Source organism: Caenibius tardaugens NBRC 16725 (assembly GCF_003860345.1).
In the GTDB taxonomy this organism is placed as follows: Bacteria; Pseudomonadota; Alphaproteobacteria; order Sphingomonadales; family Sphingomonadaceae; genus Caenibius; species Caenibius tardaugens.
Window position 1 is genome coordinate 2752636 of the sequence record NZ_CP034179.1, and the last position, 14352, is coordinate 2766987.

The following is a 14352-nucleotide window of genomic DNA, read 5'->3' on the forward strand; positions in this document are numbered from 1 at the left end:
GTTCAAAGTGGGGTGCGCCACATACGCGCCAGTATGCGCGGAATGAGGAAAATTTCGATCAGGCCGATAACCAGCAGGGGCCAGCCGACAATCTCGGGAAACGGCAGTGCATGGTTTATCACCAGCAGGCTGAACACGACCAGCGCAACACCGCCAAGGCGCATCAACTGGATGATCAGGAAGCGCGTGCGCGCCTGATTGTCATCGGTCATCCGAGCAGTTCCCCCAATTCCTCTGCCGAACGGACGACAGCCTCCGCCCCTGCGTCGAACAATTCCGCTGCTTCGTGATAGCCCCAGCTAACCCCGATGGCGCGCACGCCTGCCGATCTGGCCATGGCGATATCGTACGTGGTGTCGCCAATCATCACACTGTCACCGGGCAGCGCGAACGCTTCGGCAAGGGCGGCCTCCAGCATGGCGGGGTGGGGCTTCGATGGGTGAGAATCCGCAGTCTGCAAGGTCACGAAAAGATCGGAGAGCCCGTGCGTGGCCAGAACGCTGCGCAGGCCCCGGTCCGATTTCCCCGTCGCGACGCCGAGGCTCCACCCCGCTGCGTGCAGCGTGCCAAGCAAGGGGGCGATGCCGGGGAATAGCGGTTCGGACAAGCGGCCGGTCGTCCGCATCGCCCGAAACGCGGTCTTGTAGGCCTCACTGGCGGCATGGCACAGCGCGGCATCGGCATCCGGTACCAGCTTACGGATGGCGATCGGCAGGCTCAGCCCGACCACGCGGCGGATAGCCGCACGGTCAGGCTGGCCAAGGCCCGTCTGTGCAAAGGCGGCTTCCATCGCGGCGCAGATATCGGCCTGTCCGTCCACCAGCGTGCCATCGCAGTCGAAGACCGCCAGCCTGATCGGTGCTGCCGTCATTGCGCATCCCCCAATTGGCGCATCAATCGCGCGATGGCGGGCGAACCTTCGACTTCCAATCCGGCGGCCACGCGTTCCCTTTCATCCTGCGACTTGTTCTGGCTCAGTTTGAACGTCGGGCGCCATGCCCGGATTTCCATTTCAAAGCCGGCAATCCCGGCCAGCATTGCGCGCAACTTTTCCTTCGGCATCTTGTCCATGGTCCAGATGGCACCGTGCACAAGACGCTCTTCCTGTTGCTGCGAAAGTGCGGTCAGCAAACCCTGCAGCCCATCGGCATCCATGCGCCGGACGGGGCCTTCCAGTTCCAGTGCGATATAGTTCCACGTGGGCACTTGCGCCGGGTCGGCATACCAGCGCGGGCTGACGTATCCATCCGGTCCGTTGATCACGGCCAGCGCATTGCACCCCGCCAGATGGCGGGTGAGCGCATTGCCCCGCGCGAGGTGAAACTGGATTGCGCCATCGCCTGTGGACAGCAGCGGGGTGTGGGCGACCCGCGGGCCATCCGGGGTATCCGCAAAGACCATTCCGAACCCGACCTGTTCGATCAGGGCTTCGTACAGGGCGCGATCATCCTGACGAAAGGCGGGGTTGGGGTGCATCAGCGTTTGGGTGGCTTGCCGCCAGCAGGACGCGTTCCGGGGCGTGGTGGTGCCGCGCGCGTGCCGGGTTTGCCCGTACCCCTGGCGGCAGGTTTGCCAGCGGCTTTCGCGCCGGACCTGGCCCCTGTTCTGGCCCCTGTTCTGGCCCCCGTTTTGGCCGCCGTCTTGCCCCCGGTCTTACCGGCGCCTTTGCCGCCCGGCTTGTCCGGTGTCGTTGCGCGCCGCCGCCGTTCACCGCGCCGTTCCTTGCGGTACTGCTTGGCGTGCGCCTTGGCAGCGGCCTTCTTCGTTTCCCGGGAATCGGGGGTGGCGTCGGCCAGAACCCCGAAACCGCCGCCCGCATCGCTGAGGACCTCATCGAAACCCAATTGTTCCATGCTGGCCGCGAAATGCGCCGGAAGCTCCGCCGTGACGTCCAGCGGGGCGCCATCGGGATGCTCGATAATCAGGCGGCGGGCGTGCAGATGCATCTTGCGGCTGATGCTGCCGGTCAGGAATGCGTCCTGCCCACCATATTTGCCGTCCCCCACAATCGGGTGGCCGATCGCGGCCATGTGCACGCGCAACTGGTGCGTGCGCCCGGTCAGGGGCTGAAGTTCCACCCAGGCTGCGCGGTTGCCTGCGCGATCCACCACGCGATAGCGGGTTTTGGCGGGCTGGCCGTTCTCGGTATCGACATGCATTTTTTCGCCGCCGGTGCCGGGTTGCTTGGCAATCGGGGCCTCGATCGTGCCTTCGGCCACATCGGGCACGCCCACCACCAGTGCCCAGTAGATCTTCTTCGCGGACCGACCCGAAAACCGCTTGGAGAAAAAGGCCGCGCTTCCGGCTGTGCGGGCGACGAGCAGCACGCCCGAAGTATCCTTGTCGAGCCGGTGCACCAGCCGGGGGCGCGGGCCATCGGGGGCAAAGGCATCGAGCAGACCATCGACATGGCTATGCGTCCGGGTGCCGCCCTGCGTGGCAAGGCCAGGCACCTTGTTGAGCACGATGGCTGCCCTATCCTGATGGATCAGCATCGCATCGGCCTGTGCGATTTCCTCTTCCGTCAGCTCGCGGCGCGTGGCCTGCTGCTTGTCCGGCGCGTGGCCGCCCGGCGGGATGCGCAATACCTGGCCTGCTTCCAGCCGGTCTTCAGGCTTGGCGCGCTTGCCATCCACACGAATCTGGCCGGTGCGCGCCCAGCGCGAGACCGTGGCAAAGCCGATCTGGGGCAAATGGCGCTTGAACCAGCGATCGAGGCGAATGCCGTCATCGTCATGGCCGACAGTGAACTGCCGTACTTCATCGGAAGGGGCCATCGGCTTCATGCTGCCACCCGCATTACAATCATCCCAATATAAAGAGCGGTGAGCCCGGCGAAGAGCGAGACCGCGGCATAAGTCAGTGCGAGCGCGGGTTGCCCCCGTTCGATCAGCATCATCAATTCCAGGCTGAACGAGGAAAAGGTGGTGAAGCCGCCAAGCAGGCCCGCGCCAATCAGCAGGCGCCATACCTCGCCGCCGCTGTCATGCCGGGCGAGGAAGCCCATCAACCCGCCCATGATCAGGCTGCCCACCACATTGACGGTCAGCGTTGCCCATGGAAATGCCGTCATCGTTTGCGGGCCGAACGACCATGTCAGCACGCGGCCGGTCTGGTAACGCAGGAGCGAGCCCAGGCCACCGCCAAGAGTGACGTATAGCGAGGCCAGCATAGGAGAGGGCATTGTCATGGCATCGCCTTAGACGGCGATTGGCGTGGGGGGAAGCCGCTTGCGCGGGCGCAATTGTGACACCGTATGCTTGCCTAAAGCCTTGCCATTTTCCCGTGGTTTCGTTAGGGGGCCGCCAACCACGCCGTTCCTGTAAGGGATTCGGCACCCGATTTTCTGATTTCAGGGAGGCATAACCCACGCTGTGGGCAGTCGCCCAGAGCTGTTGAGGTACCGGAATTTATGCAGATCATCGTTCGCGATAACAACGTCGACCAGGCTCTCCGCGCGCTTAAGAAGAAGCTGCAGCGTGAGGGTGTCTATCGCGAAATGAAACTGCGTCGCCACTTCGAAAAGCCGAGCGAAAAGCGTGCCCGTGAAAAGGCCGCAGCCGTCCGCCGCGCCCGCAAGCTGGAGCGCAAGCGGATGGAGCGTGACGGCGTCAAGTAAGCTTGATCGTCACTCCTCGATAAGCCAAGAGGGCGCGGATTCGTTTCCGCGCCCTTTTGCTTTCTACGGGCTGCCTCTGAAGGACTTGTTGGATGACCGAAATTACCCGCGTTCCGATTCTGCCGATCAAGAAGGGCTCGCTGCCCAAGCTGTGGATCGGTGTCGCTGCCGTCCTTCTGGCGGGCGCAGGCCTGGCTTATGCTTCGGTTCCCCATGGTGTCGAAGTGGTTGAATTGACAGCGGGCACGGGCGAATCGCCCGGCGCGACCGATGTGATTTTCGCTCGCTATGTCGGCAAGTTGCCGGACGGCACGGTGTTCGATGAAGGCAAGGACGTGCAACTGCCGATCGACGGTGTGTTCCCGAAGGGGCAGCCGCTGCCTTTGGCGCAGATGGTTCCGGGATTCCGTGAAGGCGCGTTGAAGATGAAGAAGGGCGGGAAGTACCGGCTCGAGATTCCGGCGGACAAGGCCTATGGTGCCAACCCGCCGCAGGGCGCGCCGATTCCGCCCAATGCCGATCTGACGTTCGATATCGAACTGGTCGACTTCATGTCGGAAGAAGATTTCCAGAGCCGTCTTGGTATGCTTCAGCAAATGATGCAGCAGGCACAGGGCGGCCAAATACAGGGCGGGCAACCGCCGCTGGGCGCGCAGCCGGCGCCCGGGCAATAAGCGCAACAAGCGCAGAACGGGCGTTCTTCCCCGGAAGAACGCCGGGATTTCAGTTGTAAAGGGGCAGATATGTCTGTCGATAAAGCCACTGTGGCCAGGATTGCCTCGTTGGCCAGGATCAAGGTCAGCGATGGCGAGGTCGAGGCGATGGTGCCCGAACTCAACCAGATTCTCGAATGGGTCGAGCAACTGGGTGAAGTGGATGTAACCGGCATCGAACCGATGACGGCGGTTATTCCGAACACGTTGCGTTTGCGCGATGACGTGGTCGATGCCGATCCGCTGACCGGTGGTAACAAGCGGGATGCCGTGCTGGCCAATGCTCCGGCGCCCGAACATGGCTTTTTCGGCGTGCCCAAGGTGATCGAATAATGACGGATGTTACCGAACTGGGCGTCGCCGCCATTCGCGAAGGGGTCGCCCAGGGCGACTTTTCCGCGCGTGAAGTGGCCGAAGCGTTCAATGCCAATGTCGCAGCAGCCAGCAATCTGAATGCCTTTATCGTTGCCACGCCCGAACAGGCGCTGGCCGCGGCGGACAAGGTCGATGCCGACCGCGCCGCAGGCAAGGCGCTGGGCAAGATGGCCGGTGTGCCGATCGGCATGAAGGATCTGTTCGCCACCAATGGCGTGCAGACCACCGCCGCTTCGCACATTCTCGAAGGGTTCAAACCGGTTTACGAAAGCACCGTCTCGCAAAAGCTGTGGGATGCGGGTGCGGGCATGCTGGGCAAGCTCAATCTCGACCAGTTCGCGATGGGGTCTTCCAACGAAACCAGTTACTTCGGCAATGTGATTTCGCCCTGGCGGCGTAATGACGGCGGCAATGCGGCCCTGGCGCCCGGCGGTTCGTCGGGCGGTTCGAGCGCGGCTGTCGCGGCGCGGCTGTGCCCGGCGGCAACAGGTACCGATACCGGCGGTTCGATCCGCCAGCCTGCGGCATTCACCGGCATTTCCGGCATCAAGCCGACTTATGGCCGTTGCAGCCGCTGGGGCGTGGTGGCATTTGCCAGTTCGCTCGATCAGGCAGGCCCGATGGCGCGCGATGTGCGCGACTGTGCGATCATGCTGGAAGCGATGGCCGGATTCGATCCCAAGGATTCGACCAGCCTCGATCTGCCGGTCCCTGCATGGGAATCCGGGCTTTCCCCCGATCTCAAGGGCAAGAAAGTCGGCATTCCGCGCGAATACCGCATGGACGGGATGGACGATGATGTCGCGAAAAGCTGGGATGACGGCATCGCCTGGCTGAAGGATGCCGGCGCGGAAATCGTCGATATCTCGCTGCCGCACACCAAATATGCCCTGCCGACTTATTACATCATCGCCCCGGCAGAGGCGTCGTCGAACCTCGCCCGTTACGATGGGGTGCGTTATGGCCTGCGCGATCTGCCCGAAGGGGCGGGCTTGCAGGATATGTATGCAGCAACGCGTGCCGATGGTTTCGGACCGGAAGTGAAACGCCGTATCCTGATCGGTACGTACGTGCTTTCGGCCGGTTTCTACGATGCCTACTATACGCAGGCGCAGAAGGTTCGCGCGCTGATCAGCCACGATTTCCAGAAGGCGTTCACGCAGTGCGACGTGATCCTCGCGCCGACCGCGCCGACGGCGGCTTTCGCCCTGGGCGAAAAGTCGGGCGATCCGCTGGAGATGTATCTGAACGACGTGTTCTCGGTTCCAGCCAGCCTTGCCGGGCTTCCGGCGATGTCGGTACCGGCCGGCCTGAACCGCGAAGGGTTGCCGCTCGGTCTTCAGATCATCGGCAATGCGTTCGATGAACAGGGTGTGCTCAACGCGGGTCTCGCGATCGAGCAGCGGGCTGGCTTCACGGCCAAGCCGGAAAAGTGGTGGTAAGATGAGCGAATATCGCATCCAGGGCGCAACCGGTGAATGGGAGGTCGTGATCGGCCTCGAAGTGCACGCGCAGGTCACCAGCAACGCCAAGCTGTTCTCGAGCTCGGCCACCGCTTTCGGGGCGGAACCGAATTCGCAGGTCAGCCTGATTGACGCGGCGATGCCGGGCATGTTGCCCGTGTTGAACCGCGAATGCATCCGTCAGGCCGTGCGCACCGGCATGGCAATCAATGCGCAGATCAACACGTGGAGCCGGTTCGACCGCAAGAACTACTTCTACGCCGATCTGCCGCAGGGGTATCAGATCAGCCAGCTCTACCATCCGCTGGTGGGCGAAGGCGCGATCGATATCACGCTGGACGACAAGAACCCCGAAGGCACGACCAAGACCATCGGCATCGAACGCATCCATGTGGAACAGGATGCGGGCAAGCTGATGCACGATCAGCATCCGACGATGTCCTACGTCGATCTCAACCGTTCGGGCGTGGCGCTGATGGAAATCGTCAGCCGCCCCGATATGCGTTCGCCTGCGGAAGCCGGGGCCTATCTCTCCAAATTGCGCACGATCCTGCGTTATGTCGGTTCGTGCGACGGCAATATGGATCAGGGCTCGATGCGCGCGGACGTGAACGTATCGGTGCGCCGCCCGGGTGAAGAATTCGGCACGCGGACGGAAACCAAGAACGTCAATTCCGTGCGTTTCGTGATGCAGACGGTGGAAATCGAGGCGAACCGCCAGGTCGATCTGCTCGAAGCGGGCGGCACGGTGGTGCAGGAAACCCGTCTGTTCGATCCTGATAGTGGCACCACGCGTTCGATGCGCAGCAAGGAAGATGCGCACGATTATCGCTATTTCCCCGATCCGGACCTGCTGCCGCTGGTACTGGACGATGCCTTCCTGGAAGATTGCCGCGCCAGCCTGCCGGAACTGCCGGATGCCAAGGTTGCCCGTTATGAAACCGTGCTGGGGCTGTCTGCCTATAACGCCGGGGTGCTGACGGCGGAAGTTGATACGGCCCGGTGGTTCGAAGACCTCGTGGCAGCAACGGCCAAGGCACAGGGCAAGAGCGAGGCTGATGTCGCCAAACAGGCTGCCAACTGGCTGATTTCCGAACTGTTCGGCGCGCTGAACAAGCTCGGCAAGGCGCTGGACGACAGCCCGATCAGCCCTGCGGCGGGGGCGGAACTGCTGGCGCTGATCGGTGATGGCACGATTTCCGGTTCCATCGCCAAGCAGGTGCTGGAAAAGATGCTTGAAACCGGTGATGGCGCTGGCGTGATCGTCGAACGCGAAGGGTTGAAGCAGGAATCCGATACGGGCGCGATCGAAGCGGCCATCGACGGGGTTCTTGCGGCCAATGGCGACAAGGTCGAACAGTACAAGGGCGGTAAGGAAGCCCTGTTCGGTTTCTTCGTTGGTCAGACCATGAAAGCCATGCAGGGCAAAGCCAACCCGCAGGTGGTGAACGAAATTCTCAAGCAGAAGCTCGCCTGAGCACGTCTGGCCGGGGCGGGAACGGCGAAGCATGTCTGTGGCCGTCGTTCTCGTCCATCCGGAAATCCCCCACAATACCGGGGCGGTCGGGCGCACTTGCGTGGCGCTGGATCTCGAGCTGATCCTGATCCGGCCCTATGGCTTCGAGATATCGAGCAAGCATCTCAAACGGGCGGGGCTGGATTACTGGCAGCACGTCCGGCTCACCGAATACGATTGCTGGGATGCCTTTCTGGCGGCGCGTGCCCCGCGGGAAGAGCAGATGTTCCTTTACGAGGAATACGGCGCGATGCGTTTCGATGAACCGGCCTATCCGGATGATGCCTATCTCGTGTTCGGTTGCGAAACGAAGGGCCTGCCCACGGCAATTGTGGAACCTCTGGCGCACCGGATTGTCAGCCTGCCGATGCGTTCACCGCATATCCGTTCGCTGAACCTGTCGAATACGGTGGCGGTTGCGGCCTATCAGGCGCTGCGTGGCAAGTTCTGATCGCAAAACCTCGCGGTCTTCCGCCGCTGCAAAACCGATTGGCTGTGCAACGGCGGCGACGGCGCCTGGTTCAGGCGGCTGCGCGATCTTTCCAGTGCAGCAGATGATCGATGTTCTTGCGTTCACCCGGTTGCCGGCCCGTGCGGGCCAGTTGGTGCGCTGTGATCTGGATGCCGGGGCGCAACGGTTCGAACGCTTCCCAGACGCGGCTGTATTCGGTCCGCGCGATCAGCCATTCCCCGTTCCGACGCACGTATTGATCGGTGTAGATCAGGCAGCCCATGGTGATTTCCTTGCGGTCGAGCGCGATGTGGAAATCTTCGCAATACCAGATGCCTTCCGCGGAATCCGGGCCGGTGAAGGTGATATCGGGCAAGTGCGCCTGATGCATGGTGATCATTTCGGAGTGATGCGCATTCATCAGGAAATCGATCATTTCATCGACGCCGTTGGCCATCGCCGTATAAGCGCCGCCGCGATATTCCACGGTAACGTCTTCTGTGAAAATTTGCCGCAGTAAAGCTTCGTCACCGAGGTCGGTCGCACGGCAATAGCGGCTTTTCAGACGCTTGATCGCTTCAAGATCAGGCAACTGCTCAACAGTATAGGACATTGCACCCTCTCCTTTGTATTTTCGCATTACGCTTGGTTATGAGTTGAGAAATCGCGCCAGTTCGCCGGCGAAAATGGCGGCGATCGTTTCTGGGTCGGCGCGCCATCCGGCGATCAGATCCATCGACAACTGGTCCAGTTGCGACAGCAGCATGTGGGCACGCACGGCATCTTCGCCATCAGGCGCATCGGCGGCACGGGCGAAGGCGGGGTAAACCGGGGCGAGCCGGTAGAACGCTTCGGCATAGCGGGCGCGGGTGCGCGCTGCGAACGATGGTTCAACCGCGACCACGTGGCGGAATATGCGCATATATTCGTGCTGTTCGATCATCACCGCAAAGCGGCGCAACACCCATATTGCCAGATCTTCCTGTGCAGGATGCGGGCCGAGTGCGGCCAGCGCGTCGAAATCTTTCAGAATGAACACGCCCACATATTCGGCAAGCGCTTCTGCCGCGCTGAACCTGGTCGGGAAGTAGACGTAGAAACCGGGGCGGCTGATGCCGGCTTCTTTGGCAATGTCATCCACGGTCGTCAGTTCATAACCCAGCCGCGTGAAGGTGTTTTTGGCTGCCTCGAGAATGCGCAGGCGCGTGGTTTCGCCGCGCAGGCTGCGGGCATCGATCAGCTTCAGCGATGCCAGATGGTCCGTCAGAGGTGTGGTCAGTGCGACGGAAGACATAGGCGTTACGACTCTTTCAAATGCCCGATTTCGCGAGCGTACATCCATATCTGACATTTTGTCAAAAAGATTAGACGTTCTGTCATAATTTATGGGATGTAGCCATGGAGGAGCGGGCCCCCAAGGACAGGCGCCGGGCACGGGATATCGCAAGGGCTGAGGAACCGGATTTCGGCTCGCGCGTCGATGCGGCATGATATCGCGATAAAATTTGATCCATGTCCTTGTGTTGCAAACAGGCAACACTATCTTTTGCCGAAAGGTATGAGGGACGACTCATGAATCTCGAAAAATTCACCGATCGTGCAAAAGGTTTCATCCAATCGGCGCAGACCGGCGCAATCCGCATGAATCACCAGCGGATCACGCCGGAACATCTGTTGAAGGCGCTGCTGGAAGACAAGGAAGGGATGGCGGCCGGGCTGATCCAGCGGGCAGGCGGCAATCCGCAATTCGCCACGCAGGAACTGGACAAGGCGCTGGCGAAAATTCCGGCGGTATCGGGCGGCGGGGCGCAGCAGACGCCCGGGCTGGATAACGATGCCGTGCGGATTCTCGATCAGGCAGAACAGCTCGCGACCAAGGCGGGTGACAGTTACGTGCCGGTTCAGCGGATCGTGCAGGCGCTGGCCCTTGCGGCCAACACACCGGCCGGGCAGGCGCTGAAAGCGGCGAATGTAACCCCGCAGGCGCTGGAAACGGCCATTCAGGATGTCACCGGCGGGCGCGCCGCGCACAGTGCCGGTGCGGAAGAAAGCTACGATGCCCTTGGCAAATATGCGCGTGACCTGACGCAGGCGGCGCGCGACGGCAAACTCGATCCGGTTATCGGCCGCGACGAGGAAATTCGCCGTACGGTGCAAATCCTCGCCCGGCGGACGAAGAACAATCCGGTCCTCATCGGCGATCCTGGCGTGGGCAAGACGGCCATCGCCGAAGGGCTCGCGCTGCGCATCGCCAATGGCGACGTGCCCGACAGCCTGAAAGGCCGCAAGCTGATGGCGCTCGATATGGGTGCGCTGATTGCCGGTGCGAAATATCGTGGCGAATTCGAGGAACGGCTCAAGGCAGTGCTCGACGAAGTGAAAGGCGCCGAAGGCGACATCATCCTGTTCATCGACGAGATGCACACGCTTATCGGCGCGGGCAAATCCGAAGGGGCGATGGATGCGGGCAACCTGCTCAAGCCCGCGCTGGCGCGCGGCGAACTGCATTGTATCGGTGCGACCACGCTCGACGAATATCAGAAGTACGTTGAGAAAGACGCCGCATTGCAGCGTCGTTTCCAGCCGGTCTTCGTGGGTGAACCGACGGTTGAGGACACGATTTCGATCTTGCGCGGCCTGAAGGACCGTTACGAGCTGCATCACGGCGTGCGGATTACGGATGGCGCGATCGTGGCGGCGGCGACGCTTTCTAACCGCTATATCTCCGACCGGTTCCTGCCTGACAAGGCGATCGATCTGATGGACGAAGCGGCCAGCCGCATCCGCATGGAAGTGGAATCGAAGCCGGAAGAAATCGAAGGCCTCGACCGGCGTATCATCCAGTTGAAGATCGAGGAATCGGCGCTCGGCAAGGAAACCGATCAGGCTTCGAAGGACCGCCTGGTCGCCCTGCGTGAGGAACTGGCCAATCTTGAGCAACGCTCCAGCGAGTTGACCACGCGTTGGCAGAACGAACGCGACAAGATCGCCGCCGAAAGCAAGGTGAAGGAAGAACTGGATCAGGCGCGGATGGAACTCGATCAGGCGCAGCGTTCGGGCGATCTCGGACGGGCGGGTGAACTGTCCTACGGCCGCATTCCGGAACTGGAAAAGCAACTGGCGGATGCCCAGGGCCAGACGAGCAACGCCTTGCTGCGCGAAGAAGTGACGGAGGACGATATCGCTGCGGTCGTCAGCCGGTGGACGGGCGTGCCCGTGGACCGGATGATGGAAGGCGAGCGTGAAAAGCTGCTCAAAATGGAAGACATGCTGGGCAAACGCGTGATCGGGCAGAGGGATGCCGTTGTCGCGGTGTCCAAGGCCGTGCGGCGTGCCCGTGCGGGTTTGCAGGACCCGAACCGGCCGTTGGGCAGTTTCCTGTTCCTCGGCCCGACGGGTGTGGGCAAGACCGAACTGACCAAGGCGCTGGCCGAATTCCTGTTTGACGATGACACTGCCATGGTGCGCATCGACATGAGCGAATTCATGGAGAAGCACGCGGTGGCGCGCCTGATCGGTGCCCCTCCGGGCTATGTCGGTTATGAGGAAGGCGGCGTCCTGACCGAGGCGGTACGGCGGCGGCCTTATCAGGTCGTGCTGTTCGACGAGGTGGAGAAGGCGCACAACGATGTCTTCAACGTGCTGCTGCAGGTGCTGGACGATGGCCGTCTGACCGATGGGCAGGGGCGCGTGGTGGACTTCAGCAATACGCTGATCATCCTTACCTCGAACCTTGGCAGCCAGTATCTTGCCAATCTCGAGGAAGGGCAGGACGTGGAGAGTGTGGAACCGCAGGTCATGGATGTGGTGCGCAGCCACTTCCGGCCTGAATTCCTCAATCGCCTTGATGAAATCATCCTGTTCCACCGGCTGGGCGCCGAACACATGGGGCCGATTGTCGATATTCAGGTGGCGCGGGTGCAGAAGCTGCTGAAGGATCGCAAGATCACGCTCGATCTCACCGATGCGGCGGAGCGCTGGCTTGGCCGGGTCGGCTATGATCCGGTCTATGGCGCGCGTCCGCTCAAGCGGGCGGTCCAGCGCTATCTGCAGGATCCGCTGGCCGAAAGGCTGCTTGCCGGGGAAATCCCCGATGGCTCGACCGTCCATATCGATGAAGGCGACGGTGCGCTGAATATCACGGTCAACTGAATGGGAAGGCCTCGGGAAACCGGGGCCTTATTCCTTGTGGGTTCCCGCCTTGACCGCCCTTTGCCTGCTGCCGTAACCCGGGGCGCGGTTCAGGGGAGATTGGCAGTGCAGAACGAATGGCACATCGGGGTCATTGGGGGCTCCGGCCTGTACAGCGATATCGGGCTGGAAGATGCCCAGGAGATTGCGATTGCCAGCCCGTTCGGGGAACCGTCCGGCCCGGTCACGCTCGGCAGGATCGGGGCGATCCGTTTCAGTTTCATCGCGCGGCACGGCGCGGGGCATCGTCTTTCGCCGTCCACAGTCAATTACCGGGCGAATATCGACGCGTTGAAGCGCTGCGGGGTGACCGACCTTCTGGCCATGTCCGCCGTGGGATCGCTGCAGGAAGGCTATGCGCCCGGATCTTTCGTTGCGGTCGACCAGTTGATTGACCGCACCATGGGGCGGGCCAGCACATTCTTCGATACCGGGCTGGTCGCCCATGTCAGCCTGGCGGACCCGGTGTGTCCACGCCTTGCCGAACTGGCCAGCAGCGCAGCCGAGAACGCGGGGGGCAAGGTTCACCGCGGCGGATGCTATATCGCGATCGAAGGCCCACAATTTTCGACACGCGCGGAAAGCCGCATGTATCGCCAATGGGGGGCGGACGTTATCGGCATGACCGGGATGCCCGAGGCCCGGTTGGCGCGTGAGGCCGAATTGCCCTACGCCATGCTGGCGATGGTGACCGATTACGACAGTTGGCGCGAAAGCGAAGCCGGGGTCGAGGTTTCGGATGTGCTGGCGGTGATGCAGGCCAATGCGGCCATTGCGCGGCGCACCTTGCGATGTCTGGCGGAAAGCCTGCCCGCCAATCGCGTTGCCGTTGCTGCGGACAGGGCGCTGGATGGCGCGCTTATCACGGCGCCCGGTGCGCAGGATGCCGCTATGTGGTGCAAACTCGATGCGGTGGCGGGAAGGATTGCTGCCCGCCGCTGAACACACCGGTTTTTCGCGCCGGGCAGAAGCGAAAGACCCGGCCTTCCAGCCGGGTCCCGCCTGCTTACTTTGGTTTCATCACCCCGCTGGCGAAGGTGTCCGAAATCGAACAGGCCGCCGGGCCGAGAATGACGACGAACAGCGTCGGCAGAATGAACAGGATGAGCGGCACGGTCATGATCGCGGGCAGACGCGCGGCTTTTTCTTCCGCGCGCATCATGCGTTCGTTGCGGAATTCGGCGGAGAGCACGCGCAGGGCGGATGCCAGCGGCGTGCCGTATCGTTCCGTCTGGATCATCGTGGTGACGACCCCGCGCACCGCATCCAGATCGACGCGGTAGGCCAGGTTGTTGAAGGCCTGTTTGCGTTCGGTCAGAAATGCCAGCTCGATCGCGGTCAGGGTGAATTCGTCACCCAGTTCCGGATAGGCGCGCCCCAGTTCCCGGGCAACGCGGTTAAAGGCTGCGTCCACCGTGAGACCGGCTTCCGCACAGATGACCAGCAGGTCGAGCGCATCGGGCAAGCCCTTGCGAATGGCGTCAGAGCGCTTGCTGATGAGATTCTTGATATAGATATCCGGGGCCTTGTAGGCGCCCACGGTCATCGCAGCAAAGCCGAAGAAACGTTTCAACGGGCCCCATTCGGGGAACGTGTCGGAAAAGTAGAACAGGATAACCGCGAGGATACCAAAGACAATCGGCAGGATCAGTCGTCCGAACACGACCGCGACGGCGATTTCCTTGTTACGAATGCCAGCTTGCGCCAGCTTCTGCTGAATTTTTTTGAGTTCGGTATCTTGTAAGACTTTCATGCCTTCCAGGGCCGACCGCATCTTGTCGGTGGTTTCGTTCTTTCGAACGATACTGACACGTTTCTTCGCCGCGCTGGTTATGATCCCGGCCTTGAGCTGTTCGCGACGGGCGTTGAGGGTTTTGACCCGCTTGGCCATCGGATCGCGCACTGTCACGGCGGCGTAGATCGCGAACATGACAGCCAGAGCTGCGATGCCAGCCAGAATGGTACCGACGAGAAAGACGTCGAAACCGAGGAGAGTGGGGCCCGGAGGAGTGTTGATCATGATC

The 14352-nt window shown here is 61.9% G+C and carries 16 protein-coding genes; 8 read left to right on the plus strand and 8 right to left on the minus strand.

The window, feature by feature from the left end:
- Nucleotides 1–2: 2 nt before the first annotated feature.
- Genes EGO55_RS12910 through crcB form a run of 5 tightly spaced genes read right to left on the minus strand, consistent with a single transcriptional unit; the run spans nt 3 to nt 3190 of the window.
- Nucleotides 3–212 carry a hypothetical protein gene (locus EGO55_RS12910; protein WP_021690317.1) on the minus strand — a complete coding sequence of 70 codons (210 nt, stop codon included), beginning with the start codon at nt 210–212 and terminating at the stop codon, nt 3–5.
- Nucleotides 209–871, minus strand: a complete 663-nt coding sequence (locus EGO55_RS12915) for an HAD-IA family hydrolase (protein ID WP_021690318.1) — start codon at nt 869–871, stop codon at nt 209–211. Before EGO55_RS12915 ends, EGO55_RS12910 begins: the two co-directional genes overlap by 4 nt.
- Nucleotides 868–1476 carry an FMN-binding negative transcriptional regulator gene (locus EGO55_RS12920; protein ID WP_021690319.1) on the minus strand — a complete coding sequence of 203 codons (609 nt, stop codon included), beginning with the start codon at nt 1474–1476 and terminating at the stop codon, nt 868–870. The genes EGO55_RS12915 and EGO55_RS12920 overlap by 4 nt, the downstream gene beginning before the upstream one ends.
- Entirely contained in the window at nt 1476–2786 is a 1311-nt protein-coding gene (locus EGO55_RS12925; protein ID WP_040715702.1) for an RluA family pseudouridine synthase, read from the minus strand. Before EGO55_RS12925 ends, EGO55_RS12920 begins: the two co-directional genes overlap by 1 nt.
- A complete protein-coding gene (crcB, locus tag EGO55_RS12930; RefSeq protein WP_040715706.1) occupies nt 2783–3190 on the minus strand; it encodes a fluoride efflux transporter CrcB in 408 nt (135 codons plus the stop codon). Before crcB ends, EGO55_RS12925 begins: the two co-directional genes overlap by 4 nt.
- Before the next feature lie 222 nt (nt 3191–3412).
- On the opposite strand from crcB, the gene rpsU reads away from it, so the two are divergent.
- The 6 genes from rpsU to EGO55_RS12960 all read left to right on the plus strand — a co-directional run bounded on the left by rpsU (nt 3413) and on the right by EGO55_RS12960 (nt 8137).
- Nucleotides 3413–3619, plus strand: coding sequence for a 30S ribosomal protein S21 (gene rpsU / locus EGO55_RS12935; protein WP_021690322.1), 207 nt, complete (start codon nt 3413–3415; stop codon nt 3617–3619).
- 92 nt (nt 3620–3711) lie between these two features.
- Nucleotides 3712–4293: an FKBP-type peptidyl-prolyl cis-trans isomerase gene (locus tag EGO55_RS12940; protein ID WP_021690323.1), complete on the plus strand. Its 582-nt coding sequence runs from the start codon at nt 3712–3714 to the stop codon at nt 4291–4293.
- A gap of 69 nt (nt 4294–4362) precedes the next feature.
- Nucleotides 4363–4665, plus strand: coding sequence for an Asp-tRNA(Asn)/Glu-tRNA(Gln) amidotransferase subunit GatC (gatC, locus tag EGO55_RS12945; RefSeq protein WP_021690324.1), 303 nt, complete (start codon nt 4363–4365; stop codon nt 4663–4665).
- A complete protein-coding gene (gene gatA, locus EGO55_RS12950; protein ID WP_021690325.1) occupies nt 4665–6149 on the plus strand; it encodes an Asp-tRNA(Asn)/Glu-tRNA(Gln) amidotransferase subunit GatA in 1485 nt (494 codons plus the stop codon). Before gatC ends, gatA begins: the two co-directional genes overlap by 1 nt.
- A gap of 1 nt (nt 6150) precedes the next feature.
- The gene (gene gatB / locus EGO55_RS12955) at nt 6151–7647 is read left to right on the plus strand and encodes an Asp-tRNA(Asn)/Glu-tRNA(Gln) amidotransferase subunit GatB (protein ID WP_021690326.1); all 1497 of its coding nucleotides are present in this window, start codon (nt 6151–6153) and stop codon (nt 7645–7647) included.
- A gap of 31 nt (nt 7648–7678) precedes the next feature.
- Nucleotides 7679–8137 (plus strand): tRNA (cytidine(34)-2'-O)-methyltransferase, encoded by a 459-nt coding sequence (locus EGO55_RS12960; RefSeq protein WP_021690327.1) that lies wholly within the window; start codon nt 7679–7681, stop codon nt 8135–8137.
- 70 nt (nt 8138–8207) lie between these two features.
- On the opposite strand, the gene EGO55_RS12965 is transcribed toward EGO55_RS12960, so the two are convergent.
- Together EGO55_RS12965 and EGO55_RS12970 are read right to left on the minus strand one after the other, a co-directional pair.
- Nucleotides 8208–8750 (minus strand): nuclear transport factor 2 family protein, encoded by a 543-nt coding sequence (locus EGO55_RS12965; RefSeq protein ID WP_021690328.1) that lies wholly within the window; start codon nt 8748–8750, stop codon nt 8208–8210.
- 36 nt (nt 8751–8786) lie between these two features.
- On the minus strand, nt 8787–9431 hold the full coding sequence (locus EGO55_RS12970; protein WP_021690329.1) for a TetR/AcrR family transcriptional regulator: 645 nt from the start codon (nt 9429–9431) through the stop codon (nt 8787–8789).
- Between the two features lie 278 nt (nt 9432–9709).
- On the opposite strand from EGO55_RS12970, the gene clpB reads away from it, so the two are divergent.
- Together clpB and mtnP are read left to right on the plus strand one after the other, a co-directional pair.
- Nucleotides 9710–12289 carry an ATP-dependent chaperone ClpB gene (clpB, locus tag EGO55_RS12975; protein WP_021690330.1) on the plus strand — a complete coding sequence of 860 codons (2580 nt, stop codon included), beginning with the start codon at nt 9710–9712 and terminating at the stop codon, nt 12287–12289.
- Between the two features lie 105 nt (nt 12290–12394).
- Complete coding sequence (gene mtnP, locus EGO55_RS12980) at nt 12395–13270, plus strand: S-methyl-5'-thioadenosine phosphorylase (protein WP_021690331.1); 876 nt, start codon at nt 12395–12397, stop codon at nt 13268–13270.
- Between the two features lie 64 nt (nt 13271–13334).
- Here mtnP and EGO55_RS12985 read toward each other — a convergent pair whose 3' ends face one another.
- On the minus strand, nt 13335–14348 hold the full coding sequence (locus EGO55_RS12985; RefSeq protein WP_021690332.1) for a type II secretion system F family protein: 1014 nt from the start codon (nt 14346–14348) through the stop codon (nt 13335–13337).
- Nucleotides 14349–14352: the final 4 nt, after the last annotated feature.